The sequence below is a fragment of the Kitasatospora sp. NPDC032757 genome, from assembly GCF_055579305.1.
In genome coordinates this window covers 22,053-39,290 of the sequence record NZ_JBVINN010000032.1, presented here as the reverse complement: position 1 = coordinate 39,290, position 17,238 = coordinate 22,053, and the positions used below count along the sequence as shown (strand labels likewise).

The 17,238-nt window shown below is 75.5% G+C and carries 13 protein-coding genes, 1 tRNA gene and 1 pseudogene; 6 read left to right on the top strand and 9 right to left on the bottom strand.

Annotated features, from left to right (window positions below):
• Window positions 1-5 precede the first annotated feature (5 nt).
• Window positions 6-1,661 carry a hypothetical protein gene (locus ACZ5WK_RS28640; protein ID WP_465551489.1) on the bottom strand — a complete coding sequence of 552 codons (1,656 nt, stop codon included), beginning with the start codon at window positions 1,659-1,661 and terminating at the stop codon, window positions 6-8.
• Window positions 1,658-3,007 (bottom strand): hypothetical protein, encoded by a 1,350-nt coding sequence (locus tag ACZ5WK_RS28635; RefSeq protein WP_465551487.1) that lies wholly within the window; start codon window positions 3,005-3,007, stop codon window positions 1,658-1,660. Before ACZ5WK_RS28635 ends, ACZ5WK_RS28640 begins: the two co-directional genes overlap by 4 nt.
• 359 nt (window positions 3,008-3,366) lie before the next feature.
• On the opposite strand from ACZ5WK_RS28635, the gene ACZ5WK_RS28630 reads away from it, so the two are divergent.
• Entirely contained in the window at window positions 3,367-4,017 is a 651-nt protein-coding gene (locus tag ACZ5WK_RS28630; RefSeq protein ID WP_396322629.1) for a histidine phosphatase family protein, read from the top strand.
• A 185-nt stretch (window positions 4,018-4,202) separates the two neighbouring features.
• Here ACZ5WK_RS28630 and ACZ5WK_RS28625 read toward each other — a convergent pair whose 3' ends face one another.
• Window positions 4,203-5,861, bottom strand: a complete 1,659-nt coding sequence (locus ACZ5WK_RS28625) for a tetratricopeptide repeat protein (protein ID WP_465551485.1) — start codon at window positions 5,859-5,861, stop codon at window positions 4,203-4,205.
• Between the two features lie 542 nt (window positions 5,862-6,403).
• On the opposite strand from ACZ5WK_RS28625, the gene ACZ5WK_RS28620 reads away from it, so the two are divergent.
• From ACZ5WK_RS28620 to ACZ5WK_RS28610, 3 genes are all read left to right on the top strand, one after another.
• Window positions 6,404-6,925, top strand: a complete 522-nt coding sequence (locus tag ACZ5WK_RS28620; protein WP_465551483.1) for a hypothetical protein — start codon at window positions 6,404-6,406, stop codon at window positions 6,923-6,925.
• Between the two features lie 74 nt (window positions 6,926-6,999).
• Entirely contained in the window at window positions 7,000-7,929 is a 930-nt protein-coding gene (locus tag ACZ5WK_RS28615; RefSeq protein WP_396322626.1) for a spermidine synthase, read from the top strand.
• Between the two features lie 200 nt (window positions 7,930-8,129).
• Window positions 8,130-8,591 carry a GNAT family N-acetyltransferase gene (locus ACZ5WK_RS28610; protein ID WP_465551481.1) on the top strand — a complete coding sequence of 154 codons (462 nt, stop codon included), beginning with the start codon at window positions 8,130-8,132 and terminating at the stop codon, window positions 8,589-8,591.
• Between the two features lie 94 nt (window positions 8,592-8,685).
• Here ACZ5WK_RS28610 and ACZ5WK_RS28605 read toward each other — a convergent pair whose 3' ends face one another.
• The 5 genes and pseudogenes from ACZ5WK_RS28605 to ACZ5WK_RS28585 form a co-directional block, all read right to left on the bottom strand.
• Window positions 8,686-9,702 carry a hypothetical protein gene (locus ACZ5WK_RS28605; RefSeq protein ID WP_465551479.1) on the bottom strand — a complete coding sequence of 339 codons (1,017 nt, stop codon included), beginning with the start codon at window positions 9,700-9,702 and terminating at the stop codon, window positions 8,686-8,688.
• A 139-nt stretch (window positions 9,703-9,841) separates the two neighbouring features.
• A complete protein-coding gene (locus ACZ5WK_RS28600) occupies window positions 9,842-10,288 on the bottom strand; it encodes a DUF4442 domain-containing protein (RefSeq protein ID WP_465551477.1) in 447 nt (148 codons plus the stop codon).
• A 173-nt stretch (window positions 10,289-10,461) separates the two neighbouring features.
• Window positions 10,462-10,537 (bottom strand) — tRNA-His (locus ACZ5WK_RS28595).
• 166 nt (window positions 10,538-10,703) lie between these two features.
• Window positions 10,704-11,306, bottom strand: coding sequence for an oligoribonuclease (gene orn / locus ACZ5WK_RS28590; protein ID WP_396322622.1), 603 nt, complete (start codon window positions 11,304-11,306; stop codon window positions 10,704-10,706).
• 880 nt (window positions 11,307-12,186) lie between these two features.
• A pseudogene (locus ACZ5WK_RS28585) lies at window positions 12,187-13,186 on the bottom strand (helix-turn-helix domain-containing protein); the annotation flags it as partial.
• Between the two features lie 367 nt (window positions 13,187-13,553).
• On the opposite strand from ACZ5WK_RS28585, the gene ACZ5WK_RS28580 reads away from it, so the two are divergent.
• Both ACZ5WK_RS28580 and ACZ5WK_RS28575 read left to right on the top strand, forming a co-directional pair.
• Window positions 13,554-13,841 carry a hypothetical protein gene (locus ACZ5WK_RS28580; RefSeq protein ID WP_465551475.1) on the top strand — a complete coding sequence of 96 codons (288 nt, stop codon included), beginning with the start codon at window positions 13,554-13,556 and terminating at the stop codon, window positions 13,839-13,841.
• A gap of 371 nt (window positions 13,842-14,212) precedes the next feature.
• Window positions 14,213-15,016: a GNAT family N-acetyltransferase gene (locus tag ACZ5WK_RS28575; protein WP_465551473.1), complete on the top strand. Its 804-nt coding sequence runs from the start codon at window positions 14,213-14,215 to the stop codon at window positions 15,014-15,016.
• A 214-nt stretch (window positions 15,017-15,230) separates the two neighbouring features.
• Here the strand turns inward: ACZ5WK_RS28575 and ACZ5WK_RS28570 are convergent, their stop codons facing one another.
• Window positions 15,231-16,661 (bottom strand): HAD family hydrolase, encoded by a 1,431-nt coding sequence (locus tag ACZ5WK_RS28570; protein WP_465551471.1) that lies wholly within the window; start codon window positions 16,659-16,661, stop codon window positions 15,231-15,233.
• Window positions 16,662-17,238: the final 577 nt, after the last annotated feature.

Genomic DNA, 17,238 nt, shown 5'->3' with positions numbered 1-17,238 from the left:
CCGGATCACTCCCACTCTTCGAAGACTGCGGACGCGCCGGCGGCCGCCGTGGCCACGGCCGGACCGGCCGCGGGCGCGGTGGGCGGCACGACGGCGGGCGCGGCGGTGCCGGGCGGGCCGCCGTGCGTCCACGGGGTGTCGTCCGGCTCGGGCAACGGCGCGGACTGGCGGACCGTCAGCTCGAAGAGCGTGAAGGTGATCCGCTCGCCCGGCTCGGGCAGGCTCCCCGGCTCGGGCTCCTTCTTGCGGCCCATCCCGGAGAGCACCCGCAGTGTGACGGTGCCCTCGGCCTCGTCGACGGCCGCGATCACCGCCTTCTGCGCGCTCGGCCCGTGGACGCGGTGCGCCTCCCGGCCGAGGTCGGCGTGCGGCCGGTCGGTGGTGCGGACCGTCACCAGCGGGCGCGGCTTCGGCGAGCGGCCCGACGTGTCGTAGTCCGGCACCACCTCCGTCACCACGCCCGAGAACGCCTCGCCGGCCAGCCGGTGCTCGGCCATCGCCAGCGGGTCGTCCAGCGCCTCCTGGACGTCCAGCCGGGCCTGCTCGCGCTCGCGCTGCGCCAGCTTCCGGGCCGCCGTCACGGCGTCGTCCTGCCGGGGCTGCGGCGGCTCGCCGGCCGCCAGCCGGTCCCGGTGGCCGGTGTAGGACCAGCGGTCACCCGTCCACCGCTCCTCCAGGTGCCCGGCGGGTGGCAGCGTGCGGAGCAGGTCCAGGCCGGTCCAGACGTCGTGCCAGGTGGGCAGCAGCACCTGCTCCAGCACCGTGCGCAGCTGCTCGACCGCGGTGCGGACGGAGGCCCTGGCCTGCTCGGCGGCCGCGGCGCTCCGCCCTCCGGCATCGTGCAGCAGGGTTGCGGCGGCGGTGTCGTAGCGGGCGATCGCCGGGCCCAGCACCAGCTCGTCGAAGCGCGGGTCGGTGGCCGGACCGGCCGGCGGGTGGAGCAGCCGGCCGTGGTCGTCCCGGGCGGACTCGGCCAGCTCGGCGGCCTCGGCGCCGGACAGGCCGGGCGGCGGCGCGTGCCAGGCCAGCCGGGCGGCCAGGTGCTGGTCCTCCAGGTGGCTCTGTCCGGTCGCCCAGTGCCGGGCGAGCAGACCGGTCATCGGCAGCAGCAGGCTGGAGCCGGGTACCTGGGCCCGATCGGTGAGGTGGGTCAGCCAGCGGCCGAGCAGCGGTACCCGCGCCGGCGCCGGGTACGGGCCCGGCTCGTCGTCCTCGATCGTGCGGCGGAACCGGGTCGAGCGGCCGATCAGGGACAGGTGGTGCACGCCCGCGCTGTTCGGCACGATCAGCTGCGGCGCGTCGGTGCACAGCTCGCGGAAGACCTGCGTCTTCTCGCCGGTCTCCGGGTCCTTCTCGGAACCCTCGATCTGCTCCACCCCGGCGGCGAAGGACTCCAGGTAGGGCAGCAGGTCCGCGGCCACCTCGGCCAGGTAGTCGAAGCGCAGCGTGCGGTTGAGCGGCTGCGGGACGAAGTGCAGCCGGGGCGCGGACGGGTCGGTGCCGAGCATCACGGCCAGCGGCGCGCCCGCCTCGCCCGCGGCGGTCAGCGGGACGAGCACCATCGGACGTTCGGAGAGGTGCCGGTGGCGGACGGTGGCCAGGGGCTCGGCCCGGCCGCTGCGGACGGCCTCCAGCCGGGCGAGGGTGCCGAGCAGGCTCATCCGGCACCTCCGGGTGCGGCCGGGGTGAGGGCCATGGCCGCACCGGGAGGTGCCGCCGGCCCGGTCGGCGCGGCCGGCGTCGCCGGGGCGGTGGTGCGCCCCAGGGCCTCGGCACGGAGCGCGGCGGCGTAGGCCAGCCGGGCCGCGGCCTCGTCGGCTTCGGCGTCGTTCGCGTCGGCTTCGTCGGCTCCGGTGCCGTGGTCGCTGCCGTGACCGGTGCCGCGGCCGGCGCCGGCCGTGCCCTCGGCGGCGGCCAGTGCCGCGGTCACCGTCCGGATGGTGCCCAGTTCACCGCGAACCCCCCGGCCCAGCTGCTCGACCCGGTCCCCGCAGCGCGCCTCGGAGCGGCAGTGGAAGCCCAGCTCGCAGGCGGAGAGGCAGTCCGGGCTGTACGCGGCGGGCACCGCCTCGACCGACGTGGCCAGCTCCTCGCCGGAACGGGCGGGCACGCCGTCCTCGCCGGGTGCGAGGTCGAAGCCGACGCCCGGCGGCAGCGCGTCCAGCAGCCGGCCGATGCCGGTCATCCGGCTCAGCTGGCGGCGGGTGGTGGCCAGCTCGCGGCGGATGTCCACCGGGACGGCGGTCGGCCGGTTGCTGAAGTCCTTCGGACAGACCAGCAGCACGCTCAGCCACGGACTGCCGGGCAGCCGCTGCTCGGCGTACGGGTCCGCGTCCACCGGGCGGCCGGCCAGCGCGGCGGCCGTCTCCTGGAGCGCCAGCACGTAGACGGCGGCCTGACGGGCGGCGGCACCGACCTTGGCCGGGTCCGCGCTGCCGTCGAGCACCGGGAACGACTTGATCTCGACCACGGTGCACCGCCCGCCGTGCACCACGACGGCGTCCGGCTCCAGGTAGGCGGTGCTGCCGGCCACGTCGAGCCGGAGCAGCGGGTGGTCCAGCAGCGTCCAGGCCTCCGGGTCGGCGGCCGCCTCGGCCAGCGCGGCCGCCGTACGCTCGGCCCGGACCGCCGGGCCGGAGCGGCGCAGCAGGTCGGGCACGGTGAGCGGGGCGCCGCCCTCCACCGGGAGACCGAGATGGCGGCGGAGCGGCTCCAGGAGGGCCGCGTAGCCGTCCTCCTTCAACCGGGACTCGAAGATCACGCCGCGCGCGATGGCGAACGGCGACTGCCCGAACGGTGCGGGGCGACCGAGCCGGGCGGCCAGGGCCGACTTGTCGACCCCGGCGGCGTCGAGCACCGCGCGGCGCTGACAGCCCGGATTGGCGGCGAGCGCGGCGAGGGCACGGGCGGTCAGGCTGCGCTGCGGCGCCGGACCGCGCAGCTCGGCGAGCCGCTGGGCGAGCGGCTCAGAGTGCCCGCTGGGCGGGACGTTCGTCGAGACGTTCATGGTGCGGCCCAGTGTCGCATCAGGGTCCGACAATCCGGTCCGGCCCGGGCCATCCGTGGCCATCGGCGTCCATCCGCGGCCATGCGTGACGATTCCGGGCGGTATCGGGACGGCAGTGGTGGTGCGCTCGCGGCACGCGGGTGGGTGCTGGTGGGTGCAGCTGGGTGCGGGTGAGCGCAGGCGGGTCGCTGACGGCCGGCCGGCGAGGTGGTGTCCGGGGTGGCAGCCGCCCCGGGTGACACCCGGCCCGGGATCGTGGACGGCCCGGGATCGTGGGCGGCGCACGGGTGAGGGATCATGGAGCCCGGTGCTCAATGGTGAGACCGACCGTTGCCGCCGCCCCGCTGCGAGGAGCCTCCATGCCCGCCCGAATCGTGCTGGTCCGCCACGGCGAGACCGAGTGGTCGGCCACCGGCCGTCACACCGGCCGAACCGACATCCCGCTGACCGAGGAGGGCCGCGCGATGGCCCGGGCCCTCGGTACCCGCCTGGCCAAGGCGCCCTGGAACGGCCTGCCGGACGCCCTCGTCTACACCAGCCCGCTCGACCGGGCCAAGGAGACCTGCGCCCTGGCCGGCTTCGGCGACCGCGCCGTGGACCGGCCGGAACTGCTGGAGTGGGACTACGGCCAGTACGAGGGCCGGACCGGCCAGGACATCCGCGCCACCGACCACCCCGGCTGGCTGATCTGGCGGGACGGCGTGCCCGGCGGCGAGAAGCTGTCCGACGTGGCCGCCCGCGTGGACGCCTTCCTCGCCGACCTCAACGACGAGCACGGTGTGCCCGAAGCGGACACCACCGTCATGCACTGCGCCGACCGCGACGTGGTGCTCTTCGCCCACGGCCACCTGCTGCGCATCCTGACCGCCCGCTGGCTCGGCCTGCCGCCCGAGTACGCCCAGCGCTTCAAGCTCGGCACGGCCGCGCTCTGCGTCCTCTCGTGGGAGTACGGTGCGCCGGCGGTCGAGGTCTGGAACGACCTCGGCCACCTGGAGGGCCTGAAGCACTGAGGTCTGAAGGGCCGCGGCAGGGAGCGCCTCGGCCTGATCCACGGCCGCTGCCCCACTGACGCCCCGGGCCTTCCCCGACGACTCGCCGGGGAAGGCCCGGGGCGTTCCCGGTCCGGGCGTTCCTCGTTCGGGCGTTCCCGGGCCGGATGTGCTGGGGCCGGGCGGTCCCGCCCGGACGTGCGGGCTCAGGCCGCCGCCAGGTCGTAGTCGACCAGGAACCGGCCGACCTCCGGGACGCCCCGGTGCGGGCGCAACCGGTCGGCGGTGTCCGCCAGCATGCTCCTGATCCGGGCCGAGCGGACCTCGCCGAACAGCGCCACGGCGGCCGTGCCGTGGTGGGCCGCACCGGCCAAGTCCCCCCGGCCGAGCCGGTCGTGCGCGAGTTCGGCGGTGTACAGCACGCGGTTGCGTACGAAGCGCGGCTCCTGGAGCGTTATGGCCAGCCCGGCCTGCTCGCTGGCGCGGTCCCAGTCGCCGAGGGCGGACCAGCACTGGGACTGCAGCCCGGCGATCTCGGCCTCGCCGAAGAAGGACATCCACTCCGGGTCGGCCTCGGAGGGGCCGCGGTCGAACAGCCGGTACGCCCGGGCGAGCGCCCGTTCGCAGCCGGACCGGTCCTGCAGCAGCGCCCAGCCGCCGGCCTCGCGCATGGCGAGCAGGGAGAGCAGCCGGTCGGAGTCCAGGTTCCGGGCGGCGGCCTGCCCGGCCTGCGCGGCGCGCAGCGCCTCGCGCGGACGGCCGGCGTCCCGGGCGAGGAAGGCGCTGTTGCAGAAAACGTGCGCCTCCAGGGCGGCGTCACCCGCCATCCGGGCGGTGGCGAGCGCCTCGGCGTAGAGCGAGCGGGCGTCCGCCAGCCGGTTCGAGTCGTGCGCCAACCAGCCGACCGAGATGGCCAGTTCGCCGGCGCCGGCCTGGAGTCTTCGCTCCGTCTCGGCACTGTAGTCGCCCTCGTTGAGCAGCACGTACGCGGTGCGCAGCGACTGCCCGGCCCGTTCGTACAGGGCGTCGGCGCCGTGGGCGTCGTCGGCCAGCCGGATCTCCCGGACGGCCTGCTCGACGCCGAGCACCTCGGCCGCACCGACCTTGCGCGGCGGCGGGACCGGCCCGGGCCGGCCGGGTACGAAGGCGGACCCGGGGTCGAACAGGGCGGGGCCGGCGTCGAACCGGCCTGCCCCGGGCCGCGGTTGGGCCGGGATGAACGCGCCGGCGGGGCTCTTCCCGGCGCCGGGTGCGGCCGGGAAGGACACCGTGTGGGCGGGTGGGGCGGTGGCGGCTTCGGCCGGCGGGTCGATGCCGATCACGGTGGCCAGCGCGGCGGAGCCGCCGGCCAGGAACGTACGGCGACGCACGTCGTCGTTCTCCTCGTCGAAATGGTGCGGTCCAGCGGGCCCCCGAGGCGGCGCCGCGGGCCTCGGCAGCAGGGGCTCGTCCGGTGGGGGTGGTTCCGCATACGGCGAGGCAGCGTACGGGAGTTGGGCGGGGAGCGGCGAGCGCGGGGCGGGCAGGGGCGGGAACTGCGGGTGGAACGGGGGCGGCACGGGTTCCCCGCCGCCGTCCGCTGAGCGGCGGCGGACGGCGGTGCGGGGGGAGAACCCGAGTTCGGTCAGCGAGCGGTCCGGCCACATGTGCCGGAAGACCCGCTCGTATGCGTAGTTGGGACAACGGATCTCGCCGGACTCGACCCGTCCGACGTAGCGGGCGTCGCAGGAGACGTGCTCGCCGATCTCGCGGGCGGCCCGGCGCACGGCCAGGGCGAACTCGCCCGGCGAACGGTCGCCGCGCAGTGCGCGTATCACGGTGTTGGGTGACGGGCGGTTCGGCTCGGCCGGTGGGGTGGCTGCCATGGTGCGCTCCGTGGTCGTACTGGGGTGGTCGTGCTGGGTGTCGATCCTGCGGACGGTGGACTCGGCTCGGCTGGGGACTGCGGTGGGACCGGGCGGGTTCGGCGGGGTTCGGCGGGTTCGGCCGGGGATTTCGCCTTGTGGATGCCGGGGGGTCGGGGGCAGGGTGTTCGGCCGTGGGCGGGCCGAAGGGGTGCGGCGCCGGCGGGCCAGGGGTGCGTGTGGGCCCGGCCCGGGTTTCGGGTGGGCCCGGTGAGGCCGGATGGACCACCGGGCACGCAACCGACAGTACCGGGAGTCACCGACCGGCCACAGCGTGTTTGCGGATGATCTGTGGTCAATTACGGTCAAATCGGTCGCTGTTGCCGGGATCTGCCATGAAATGCCATGCCTTGCTGTAAGGCGCCCCGTGGCCTGGAACGCGCCCTCGCCGTTGTCCTGGTACGAGGAAGCCCCGGCCACCGCTCCGGCGCGCCGCCCGTAGCGGCGGCCCCCCACCCGCCGGGCGGCGGGGCTTCCGATCGGACGAGGTGACAGGAGGGCCCATGATGGCCACCGGAGTACCGCAGTACCACCGCCTGGTCGCCGGAGGAGTGCTCGCCGCCGCCCCCGCCCTGCTGCCCGAACCGGCCGACGACCGCGGTCAGGGCCGCGGGCCCGTCGAGGGCGGCCGCGGCCCGTGCGGCGGCGGCGGGCCGCTCCGCCGCCTCGCCACGAACGGCGACGCCGTGGTCGTCACCGGCTGCGACACCGTGACGGTCGCCCTGCGGCACGGCCTGGAGGCGGTCGACATCCTGCGGCTGCGCCGGGCCTGCGGCGCGGTGCTGCAGAGCCGCAACGGCAGCGCCGTCTCCTTCTTCGTCCCCGCCGGCACCGCGGAGACGTGGCACCTGCCCGGCAGCTCCTGTACGGCGGGCGCCCTGCTCGTTCCCGCCGCCGACCCGCGCTGGGTGATGCCTCCGGCGGGCCCCGACCCCGTTGTCCGCCCCACCGACGCCTGGGTCCTGCGGTCGGCCCTCTGCGAGGCGGCCTGCACACTGACCGCCGGCGGCCTCGGCCCGTTCTGACACCGGCCGCCGAGCCCTCGGCCTCCCCCCGCCGGGCTGCGGAGCCCTCCGCCGGTCCGGCGATAATGGCCGGTATGGGACGAAGCAGCAGAGCCGGCCGCAGCACCGACAGGGGCCGTACGGCGGCGGAGCCGGAGCCGGCGGCCACCGGCCCCGGTGGCCGGACGCATGCCCAGGGCCCGCTCACCCGCCCCGTCGACTCCGGGCTCGCCGAACTCCGCCCCGACCGCGACCGCCCCTCCGCCTGGTCGTTGCTGATCGACGGCGCCCCGCAGTCCATGGTCGACCTCGCCGACCCGACCCATCTGGGCTTCGAGTACCAGCGCCGGCTCGGCCACCTGATCGACCTGGTCGCCCCGTCCGGTCGTCCGCTGACCGTCCTGCACCTCGGCGGCGGCGCCCTCACGCTGGCCCGCTACGTCGCGGCCACCCGCCCGCGCTCCCGCCAGCAGGTCGCCGAGATCGACACCGCGCTCACCGAACTCGTCCGTGCCGAACTCCCGTTGGAGCGCGGCTGGCAGATCAAGGTGCGTGGCTCGGACGCCCGCAGCGTCCTGGAGCGGACCCCGGAGGGCACCGTCGACCTGGTGATCGCCGACGTCTTCTCCGGGGCCCGGGTGCCGGCGCACTGCACGACCGTCGAGTTCACCACGTTGGCCGCCAGGGCCCTGGCCCCCGGCGGCTGGTACGCGGTGAACATCGCCGACGGTTCGGCGCTGCCGTTCGCCCGTTCGCAGATCGCCACCCTCGGTGCGGTCTTCCCAGAAGTCTGCCTGGTCGCCGATCCGGCGGTGCTGCGCGGCAAGCGATTCGGCAACCTGATCCTGGCCGCCGCCCACGCCCCGCTCCCGCTCGCCGAACTGGGCCGCAAGGTGGCCTCCGACGCCGCCCTCGGGCGGGTCGAACACGGCCGGGCCCTGGCCGATTTCGCCGCCGGCGCCGTCCCGGCCACCGACGCCACCGCAGCACCCTCCCCGGCCCCGCCACCGGAGGTCTTCCACTGAGCTCCGCCCGACCGGCTCCGCCCTGGGCGCGGCACGGCCGCCGGCCCCTTGGCGGGCAGGCTCGGCCGGGGCGCACGTCCACCCGACGTCCGGCGCCCGCCGTGCGCCCGGTAAATCGTTTGGTGCGCGACGGGCGGATGCCGAGAATGGGCCCGTCCGTCCGGAATCCGGACGGACGGAGCAGGCGGGAGGGGTGTGGCGTGCGGATCAGACCGGCCCGGCCGGACGAGGCGGAGCAGCTCAGCGCGCTCGCCCTGCGGTCCAAGGCGTACTGGGGCTACGACGAGGCGTTCCTGGAGGCCTGCCGGGAGGAGCTGACCCTGGACGCCGCCGGGATCGAGCGGCGCCGGACGGCGGTGGCCGAGGACGGCGGCCGGGTGCTGGGCTTCATCACCCTCGTCGGGGCGCCCCCGCAGGGTGAGTTGGGCATGCTCTTCGTCGAGCCCGACACCATCGGCCGGGGCGTCGGCCGGCGCCTGGTCGAGCACCTGCGGGCGCAGGCCACGGCCCTAGGCTTCCGCCGGCTCACCATCGACGCCGACCCGTACGCCGAGCCGTTCTACCTCGCCATGGGGGCCACCCGGATCGGCACCACCCCGTCCGAGTCGATACCGGGCCGTGAACTGCCGCTGCTCGCCCTGGAGATCACCGCCGCGCACTGACGGCCCCCGGTGGGCCGGTGGCCGGCGCCGGGGGCCCGGGCATCGGCGTCCAAGCGGCGGAAGGGCCGCAGTGACCTCGGTGACCTCGGTGACCTCAGTGGCCGCGTGGCAGGCCCCGGTGCTTGCACATCGCGGCGCCGGTGAGCAGCAGCCCCGCCGCGATCGGCGCGAGGACGGCCGTCCCGGTGCCCGCGAGCCCGTGGCCGGCCGGAGCGGCGAGCGCGCCGGTCAGCGCGAGGTCCTCGTGCGGGGCGGACCGGCCCGGCGCGGTGGCCCGGGTGCCCTCGGCGTCACCGGGGCCGGGTTGTCCGGCGCTCCGGACCCGCAGGCCGGCGTCCTCGGGCGCGGGTGGCGGAGCGGCCGGTCCGTGCTGCCCGGCGGTGGGCGGGACGGACCGTGCCGTGGCGGTCCCGGACGGGTCGGCCGTCGCCGATGCTTCGGCGGAGTCGCTGTCGGTGGTCCGGGAGGCGCGTGCCGACGTGGTGCGATCCTGTGCGGGGGCGGTCCCGAGCAGCCCGGAGGCGATCGCGAACGCGTCCGGGACGGAGGCCCGCTGGCCCGGCAGTGGCAGGTCGCCCGCCCTGATCCGGTCCTGGAGCGCGCTGCCGACCGGTGCGGTGACCGCGTCCAGGCCGGGGACGGGTGCGGGCGCGGGGACAGCGCCGGTCGCGTCGGCGAGCTGACCGAGCAGCCCCGGCGAGGAGGCCTGGCCCGGGGAGTGCCGCGGCTGCCCCTCGTGCGCCGCCGGGCCCGGTCCGGGCGAGTCGCCGGCCCCCCGGCCCGTTCCGGCGGTACGTCCGGCTGACTCCCCGTCGGCGGCCTGCCCGGGGGCGGCCGGCGCCCCGGTGGTCCGCCCGTCCGCGTTCTGCCCGTCCGCGCTCTGCCCGTCGCCCAGTGCCCGCCCGACCGTGCGGCTCACCGGGCCGGGCAGCGGATCGGTCGTCGCCGCGTACGCACCGGGCGCCCCCAGCCCCCAGAGCTGAGCGAGGAGCGCCCCGCCCGCTGCGACGGCACGCGGCCGGGGCAGCCACCGGCCGCCCGCGCGCCGTGCGCCGCCGCCGACGGCGCGTCGGGCGGGTTCCAGGGCCTTGCTCGCGTGATTGGCTCGCACGTGAATCGAGAACGAGCGGACGGGCCGTGAGGTCACGGCGGCCGTCACGGACAGTCATCATCCCGGATGCCGACCCGCCGACCCGCCGACCCGCCGACCCGCCGGCCCCGAGGCCCGGGGCCGGTTGCCCGTGTGGCGGTCAGGAGTTGGGGCGCAGGGTCCAGATGACGGTCATGACGCCCGTCACAGCGCCGTCGGCGCGGGTGATCTCGACGGTGACGGGGAACTCCGGCCGCTCGCCCTTGTCCAGCTCGGCGACGATGTCGGCGGCCGGACGGCCCAGCACCGCGGTGGCGGTGACGGCGCCCATGGCCAGCTTCTTGTACGCGATCTCGGCGCTGACCGCGAGCGGCACCGCGCGCGAGAGCTGGTCACCGAAGGCGCCCAGCACGATGCAGCCGCTCGCGGACTCGGCGAGCGTGAACATCGCGCCGGCGTGCGGCCCGCCGACGTGGTTGTGGTACTCGGGCTGGTCGGGCAGCCGGAGGACGGCGCGCTCCGGCGTCGTCTCCAGGTACTCCAGCTTGAGGGTGTGTGCCATCGGCACGGTGGAGTCGAGCAGCTGGCCGATCGAAGGTGTGGTCATGGCGGCAATGTTACTGGCAGGTAGCTTCGGGCGGCAGACCTGTTGGCAGATCTCTTGCCGAGAGCCCGACCGGGACGTCGGGACACCGAGGGCCCTGAGGGTGGGGGGTGATGTGAGGGAACGCGAAAACGCCTGAGGGGCCGATCTCTTGAAGAGATCGGCCCCTCAGGCTCTGGGGTGAGTGACGGGACTCGAACCCGCGGCCACCTGGACCACAACCAGGTGCTCTACCAACTGAGCTACACCCACCATCTGTCCGGTCCGTTCCCGCTCTTCGCGTTCCCGTTCCGACAGGAAGAACTCTACAGGATCCGAGAGGGTGCTCGCGCCAGGGTTCCGGCCGGGCGGTGGAGGCCTCCTCCCCGGCCCCCCGGCGGCCCCGGACCGAGGCCGCCGCCGGGCCCGGGCGGGAGGGTCAGTCCGTCGGCGCCTGGTACTTCTCGGCGATCGCCCGCGCGGTGTCGGAGTCCGGACCGGGCTGCGGGACGAACACCGCCTCGCGGTAGTACCGCAGTTCGTCGATGCTCTCGCGGATGTCGGCGAGCGCCCGGTGGTTACCGCCCTTCTGCGGGCTGTTGTAGTACGCCCTCGGGTACCAGCGGCGGGCCAGCTCCTTGATCGAGGAGACGTCCACGATCCGGTAGTGGAGGTGGCCCTCCAGGGCCGGCATGTCCCGGGCCAGGAAGCCGCGGTCGGTCGCCACCGAGTTCCCGCAGAGCGGCGTCCGCCCGGCCTCCGGCGCGTGCTCGCGGACGTACGCGAGGACCAGCGCCTCCGCCTCGGCGAGCGTGACGCCGTGCTCCAGTTCGTCGAGCAGACCGGAGGAGGTGTGCATGGTGCGCACCACCTCGGGCATGTTCGCCAGCGCCTCGGCGGGCGGGCGGATGATGACGTCCACGCCCTCGCCGAGGACGTTCAGCTCGGAGTCCGTCACCAGTGCCGCGACCTCGACCAGGGCGTCCCGGTCGAGGTCGAGGCCTGTCATTTCACAGTCGATCCATACCAAACGGTCATTCACGCCACTCACCCTACGGCGCGATCACGCGCCGCGGGCACCGGAGGAGCCGAGCGCGGCGCCGGGGCGCAGCCCTCCGCGGCGTGCTCGTCCTGGCCGTGGCCGTCCGGCTCGTGCGTCTCTCGGGCCGGTGCGGCCTGGTCGGCCTGGCCCACCGGGTGGGCCGGGTGCGCCTGGTGGCCGTCCCGAGCGGTCCGCGGGTCGCGCGGCTCCCGGACGCCGTCCGGGGCTCCGGCGCGGCCGCCCTGCGGACGGACCTGCGGAGCGCGGCCCTGCCGGGCCCGGCCCTCCGGCGTCCCCGAAGTCGAGGGCGCCGGCATCCGGCCGGCGGCCGAACCATGACCCCGGCTGCCGGCCGCGCCGCCGGAGCCGACTCCGGTGGCACCGGTCCCGCCGCCCTCGTCCGACGGTCGCTCGGCCGTACTGCGATGCCCCTGCCCCTGACCGCGGGCGCCCGGCTGCGGGTGACCGTCCTCCGCTGCGGCGTGCTCCGCCGTGCGCGGCGGACGGCCCGCCCCCGGCCCGGCCTGCGCCGGAACCAGCGGCGGCCGTCCCGGACCGCGCCCGGCCACCGGCTGGCCGGGGTGCGACGGGTGCGACGCCTGCTGGTGCGGGTACGGCTGCGCGGCGCGCGCGTGGTACCCCGGGGCGGACGGCTGCCCGTGCTGCCCCAGCGGACCGTGCTGGCCCGGGTGCCCGGCGTTGCCGGCCCCGAGCGGATGCGCGGACGGCTGGCCTGCCGGACCGTGCTGCCCGGGCTGTCCGAGCAGCGCCCCGCCCGCCGCGGCGGCGGCAGCCGCGGCATGCGCTCCCGCCGACTGCGGTGCGGCCCCGGCCAGCCGGAGGTCACCCGGGTGCGACGGAGCCTGGGCCAGCGACGCCGGCCCAGGGCGACGGGCCCGGTAGCTGGTCCGGTACGCGGCCGGCGAGACCCCGAGCTGGCGCCGGAAGTGCCCGCGCAGGGCCACCGGCGACCGGAACCCGCAACGGCGGGCGACGTCGTCCACGGACAGCTCCGAGGTCTCCAGCAGCCGCTGCGCCTGGAGCACCCGCTGGGTGATCAGCCACTGCAGCGGGGCACTGCCGGTCAGCGTCCGGAACCGCCGGTCGAAGGTCCGGCGGCTCATGTAGGCACGGGCCGCCAGCACCTCGACGTCGAACTGCTGGTTGAGGTTCTCCAGCGCCCAGGTGACCACCTCGGCCAACGGGTCGTTGCCGATCTCCTCCGGTAAAGACTGATCGATGTACTGGGCCTGTCCGCCGCCGCTGCGCCGACTGGGCACCACCAGCCGGCGGGCCAGCGCGTTGGCCGCCTCGGCGCCGTGGTCGCTGCGCACCACGTGCAGGCAGAGGTCGATACCGGCGGCGGTGCCGGCCGAGGTCAGTACGTCACCGTCGTCGACGAAGAGTTCGCGCGGGTCGACGTGGACCCGGGGGTAGCGCTTGGCCAGGGTGGGCGCGTACATCCAGTGCGTGGTCGCCGGGCGGCCGTCCAGCAGGCCGGCGGCCGCGAGGACGAACGCACCGGTGCAGAGCCCGATGATCCGCGCGCCCTCGTGGTGCGCCTTGCGCAGTGCGGTGATCGCCTCGACCGGCGGCGGCTGCGAGATCGAGCGCCAGGCCGGCACCACGATCGTGCCCGCCCGGGCGAGCGCCTCCAGCCCGTACGGCGCCGAGAGCGTGAGGCCGCCGGTGGTGGCGAGCGGCCCTTCCTCCCCGGCGCAGACCAGCAGGCGGTAGCGCGGGACCCCGGCGTCCTGGCGGTCGACGCCGAAGACGGAGAGCGGGATCGAGCTCTCGAAGATCGGGGCGCCGCCGAAGATCAGTACGGCGACGGTCTCGCGTCGCCGCCGGCCGGACAGCTTCCGGGGTGCGGCGGCCATCACGGCGGCCGAGGAGCCGGTCGCACCTGGTCCGCCGCCGACGCCGTGACCGGCCGGGCCGTGGCCCGTCCCGCCCAGTCCGAGCGGGCCGGACGCGCCGCCGGGCGCCATGCCGCCGCCCGCCATGCCCCCGGGCGTCAGGCCCGTGGACGGGGAGCCGGGTGCGGGGCCGCCGGAGTAGACGGGGAACCCCGCGTCCTGGCCGCCCTGACTGTGGCTCGGGGCGCCGTACTGGCCGTGGTTCTGGCCGTGGCCCGGAGCACCAGGATGGCCGGGAAGCGACTGGCCGGAGTGGCCGCCCGGCCCGCCGCCGTGAGCGGCAGACGGATTGACGGCCGGTCGACTGACGGTCCGTCCACCCTGCTCCGTGGCCACCGGAAAGCCCGGCGCTCCGATGGAACCGGATGCCGCGGAGGCCGCTGATGCGGAAGGGGCGGAGGCGGCCGCAGAGGTGTACGAGGGGTACGGGGCGGCGCTGGAGGTGCTGGAGGAACGGGGGTTGGCAGCGATGGCCGAGGCGCCGGTGGCTCTCGGGGAACGACCCGTGATACCGGCCACGGCCTGGCCGCTGTCAGGACCCGCGTCGCTCCTGCTCACCCTGCTCAAGGCGCTCAAGCCCCCTCGGTGGTGTGGTGTGGTGGTGCGGCACTGCTAGCCAAGATCGAATCTATCGGGTGGACCGTTGCCGTTGTGACAAGTTCACCATCCGACGCTATGTCGACATGGCAATTTGGCGTGATGCATTCGATCACGAAGCGTGGCACCCGTCGACCCTTCTGGGAAGGGGGCCGGTGCAACGGTGGCTGGTTGTCGCGGGACCGGTCCTGGGGCGTCCGGCTTCGGCGCGCCCGGCCGGCGGGTCTGGGCTGCGACTTTGCCCAAGGCCGGGGGAGCCGCGTGAGATTGACTGAAAATAGGCGGTGCACAGGAGGGCGCACGTTGGTCGAACCGTGCGCCTCCCTGGCTTCATCCGGCCAGTGCCGGGGCGGCAGAGCGACGATCGGCGGCCCGCGCTACCGTCCAGGCGTGGACAACATCAGCCGGCTCGAACAGGCCAACGACAACGCCGCCGCATTCTGGCTCGCCCAAGCCCGTGCGCACGGCTGGCAGCAGCTCATAGACCCCCGGTTCACCGCCGTCCGCTGCGACCGTTCGCCGGACGACGCCCACCGCATCGTGATCACCCGCCCCTACGGCGATTCCGCACCCCTCGAAGACGAATTGGCGGCCCTCCTGCGCGAGTGGTCCACCGTCCGGCTCACCCTGGAAGACCCTTACGGCCGCCTGGACATGACGCGCCACGGCTGCGGCCACGGCCGGGGCATGGCCGTGATGGTCCGCGAACCCGGTCCGCTCGACGCACCCCTGCCCAGCTCGCTCCCGCGCTCCGGCGACCAGGGCGGCGGCCCTCTGACGGTCGATGAGGTGGTGGACGCCGACGGCTTCGCCGAGGTCGAGCACGCAGTGGTCGAGGGCTTCCCGATCGAGGCCCACCAGCCCTGGACCCGGGGCGGGATGCTGCCCGCGGAACTCCTCCGGGAGCCGGGCCTCCGGGCCTGGCTCGGCCGCATCGACGGTGCACCGGCCGGCGCCTGCCTCACCTACGACGACGGCCGGGCCACCGGCGTGTACTGGGTTGCGACGGTCCCCGACCACCGCTCTCGCGGTGTGGCGCGCGCCGTTCTGGAGACCGCCCTGGCCGCCGCGCATCCCGACCGCCCGGCCACCCTGGTCGCCACCCAGCTCGGCGAACCGCTGTACCGCAAGCTCGGCTTCACCGAGTGGGGCCGCACCCACTGGTGGACGCTCACCGACCCCTCGGACGCGTAGCGACTCCGCGGCCGGCGGGGTGGCGGGCCGGCGGGGTGGTGCGGTGCGGTGCGAGGCGGGGTTGGCGGGGCGGGGGTGCGACGGGTCGGCAGCTCGGCGGCCGGCACGTTGACGTGCCGGTGGGCCTGTCAGGTGGCCGGTCGGCCGGTCCGGCTCGGTGCCGAGCTGCGCTCCCGCGGTTGCCGGCCAGAGACCCGGCCACGGAGGTCCCGGGTCACGGCGAGACCGCCGCGGCTTCCACCGCAGGCGCGGCCGGACGCGGGCCGAACCACGCCTGCGGCTTGACGAACCTCGTCCGAGCAGGGTGGCCGGAAGTGGCGTGCCCGGAGGCGGGGAGTTCGGCGGCCGCTTGGACAGTGGCGGGTTGGGCAGTGGCGGCGTCGACGCTCGAGTCAGGGGCGCCGGTCGCGATGGGGCGGTCGGGATGGAGCCCGGACCGGTCCGAACGCGTACCCGACGGGTCCGCCAATCCCGACCGGCCCGCCGTCGCCGACCGGTCCGCGGTGCCGGGCAGCCCGGTGCCGGCGGAGCGACCGTCGTCGCTGACCGCAAATTCGCCGGAACGGTTTCGGACACCGACCTCCGCCGTCGCGCCCGGAGCGCCGCCGTCCGGTCCGTGCACGGGAACAGGCGCGCGCGGGCCGTCCTGGGCGGACGGCGGGAACTGTGCGCCGGACCGCGCGCCGGGCAGCGCCGCCACAGTCCCGTTCCGGGACCAGAGGCTCCCCGGTGCCGCGCCCGCGGCCCTTCGGCGGTCCGCCCCGCCCGCCCGGATCCCCGGCCGCGGCCCCGGCGCGCTGCGCGCGGACAGGACCAGCCGGACGGCCTCCGGCAGGCCGGCCGCCTTGAGCGTCGGCCGGTAGCCCGGTTCGGCCCAGGGGCGGCCGTGGTGCAGCCAGACGCTGCGAAGCCCCGTCAGCTCCGCCCCCGCGATGTCGGCGGGGGCGTGGTCCCCGATCATCCAGGTCTCCGCGGCCCAGTTGCCGGTGGGTGCGATGCCGCAGCGCTGCGCGGCGATCTCGAAGATCAGCGGGTCCGGCTTGATGCAGTCCGCCTCCTCCGAGATGACCCAGCCGTCGACCATCGGACCAAGCCCGGTCCGGCGGATCTTCTCCAGCTGGGGCCGGGTGCCGCCGTTGCTCACGATGCCGAGCGTCCACCCGGCCGCGCGCGCGGCCTGCAGCGCTTCGACGTGCCTGGACGGGCAGTGGATATGGGAGTTGATGCCACGTCGGTAGTGCGCGAGCAGGAATTCGAGGGAGTCGTCCAACCCGTAGCGGCGCTGCGTGGCGGACAGTACGGTGCTGCGCGGCACGTAACCGCCGCCGTCGATGGTGACGAGCCAGTCGAGGTCGCCGGGCGGCAGCCCTCGTTCGGCCAGAAAATCCTGAGCCCAGGCCCGGAAAGCGGCATCCCTGGGGAGCAGCGTGTTGTCGAGGTCGAGCAGGAGCAGGGGCATGCTGAGCATGGTGCCAGCGGCCGCGCGTATGCACTTGGCAAATGCCAGACGCCGTCGCGAACCCGTGTGAATTGGCTGAAACGGATGCCGGCGCCGCCGGAGCGCCGGCGGGTCAACCCCATCTTGGGAACAGCGGCCAGTGACGGGTGGCAACCGATCGTTGTCGATCCATGACAGTCCGGTCACGGTGTCCCGGTGGCCTGTTGCGTCGCCCGGTCCGCTCAGTCAAGCTCCAGAGAACCTCCCGTTGCCAGAGGGGGCGCAATCGTTCGCGGGCGGGGGCGCACTGCGGCCTGCGGGCGCATCCTCCGTTAGCGGGAACAATGGCGGTCGGAGGCTTCGCCGCTGTGCTGAGGCTCCCGCCCGTCGTATTCTGAAAGGAAATAGGTCACAAACGGTGGTGCTCGGCGCAGACCGACGTCGTCCCGTGGGCGGCCCTGCTGTCCGGGCAGCGTTGTCCTCTCCTGTCGGCCCATCTCCCTCGAAGAGCCTTGAGCCATGGCTGGTATTGAGTCCTCCCGACCGGTTGAGCCGGACGCTGTCCGTGGCATGGGCGCAGCGGCCGGTGGAGTCGGTGGTGACGGCCGTGTCGGCGGAGGTCCGGGGGGAGAGCCGGTCGCCGTGGACGCTCGGGCTCTCTCCCGCATTGTTCGCAACATCGCGCGCCGGGGTCGCCCCGGCTCCCGCCAGCGACGGGACCAGCACCGGGCCGACCCTGCGGAGTCGGCGGTGACGGGCCGGCTGGGCCCGGGTGCCGAGCACC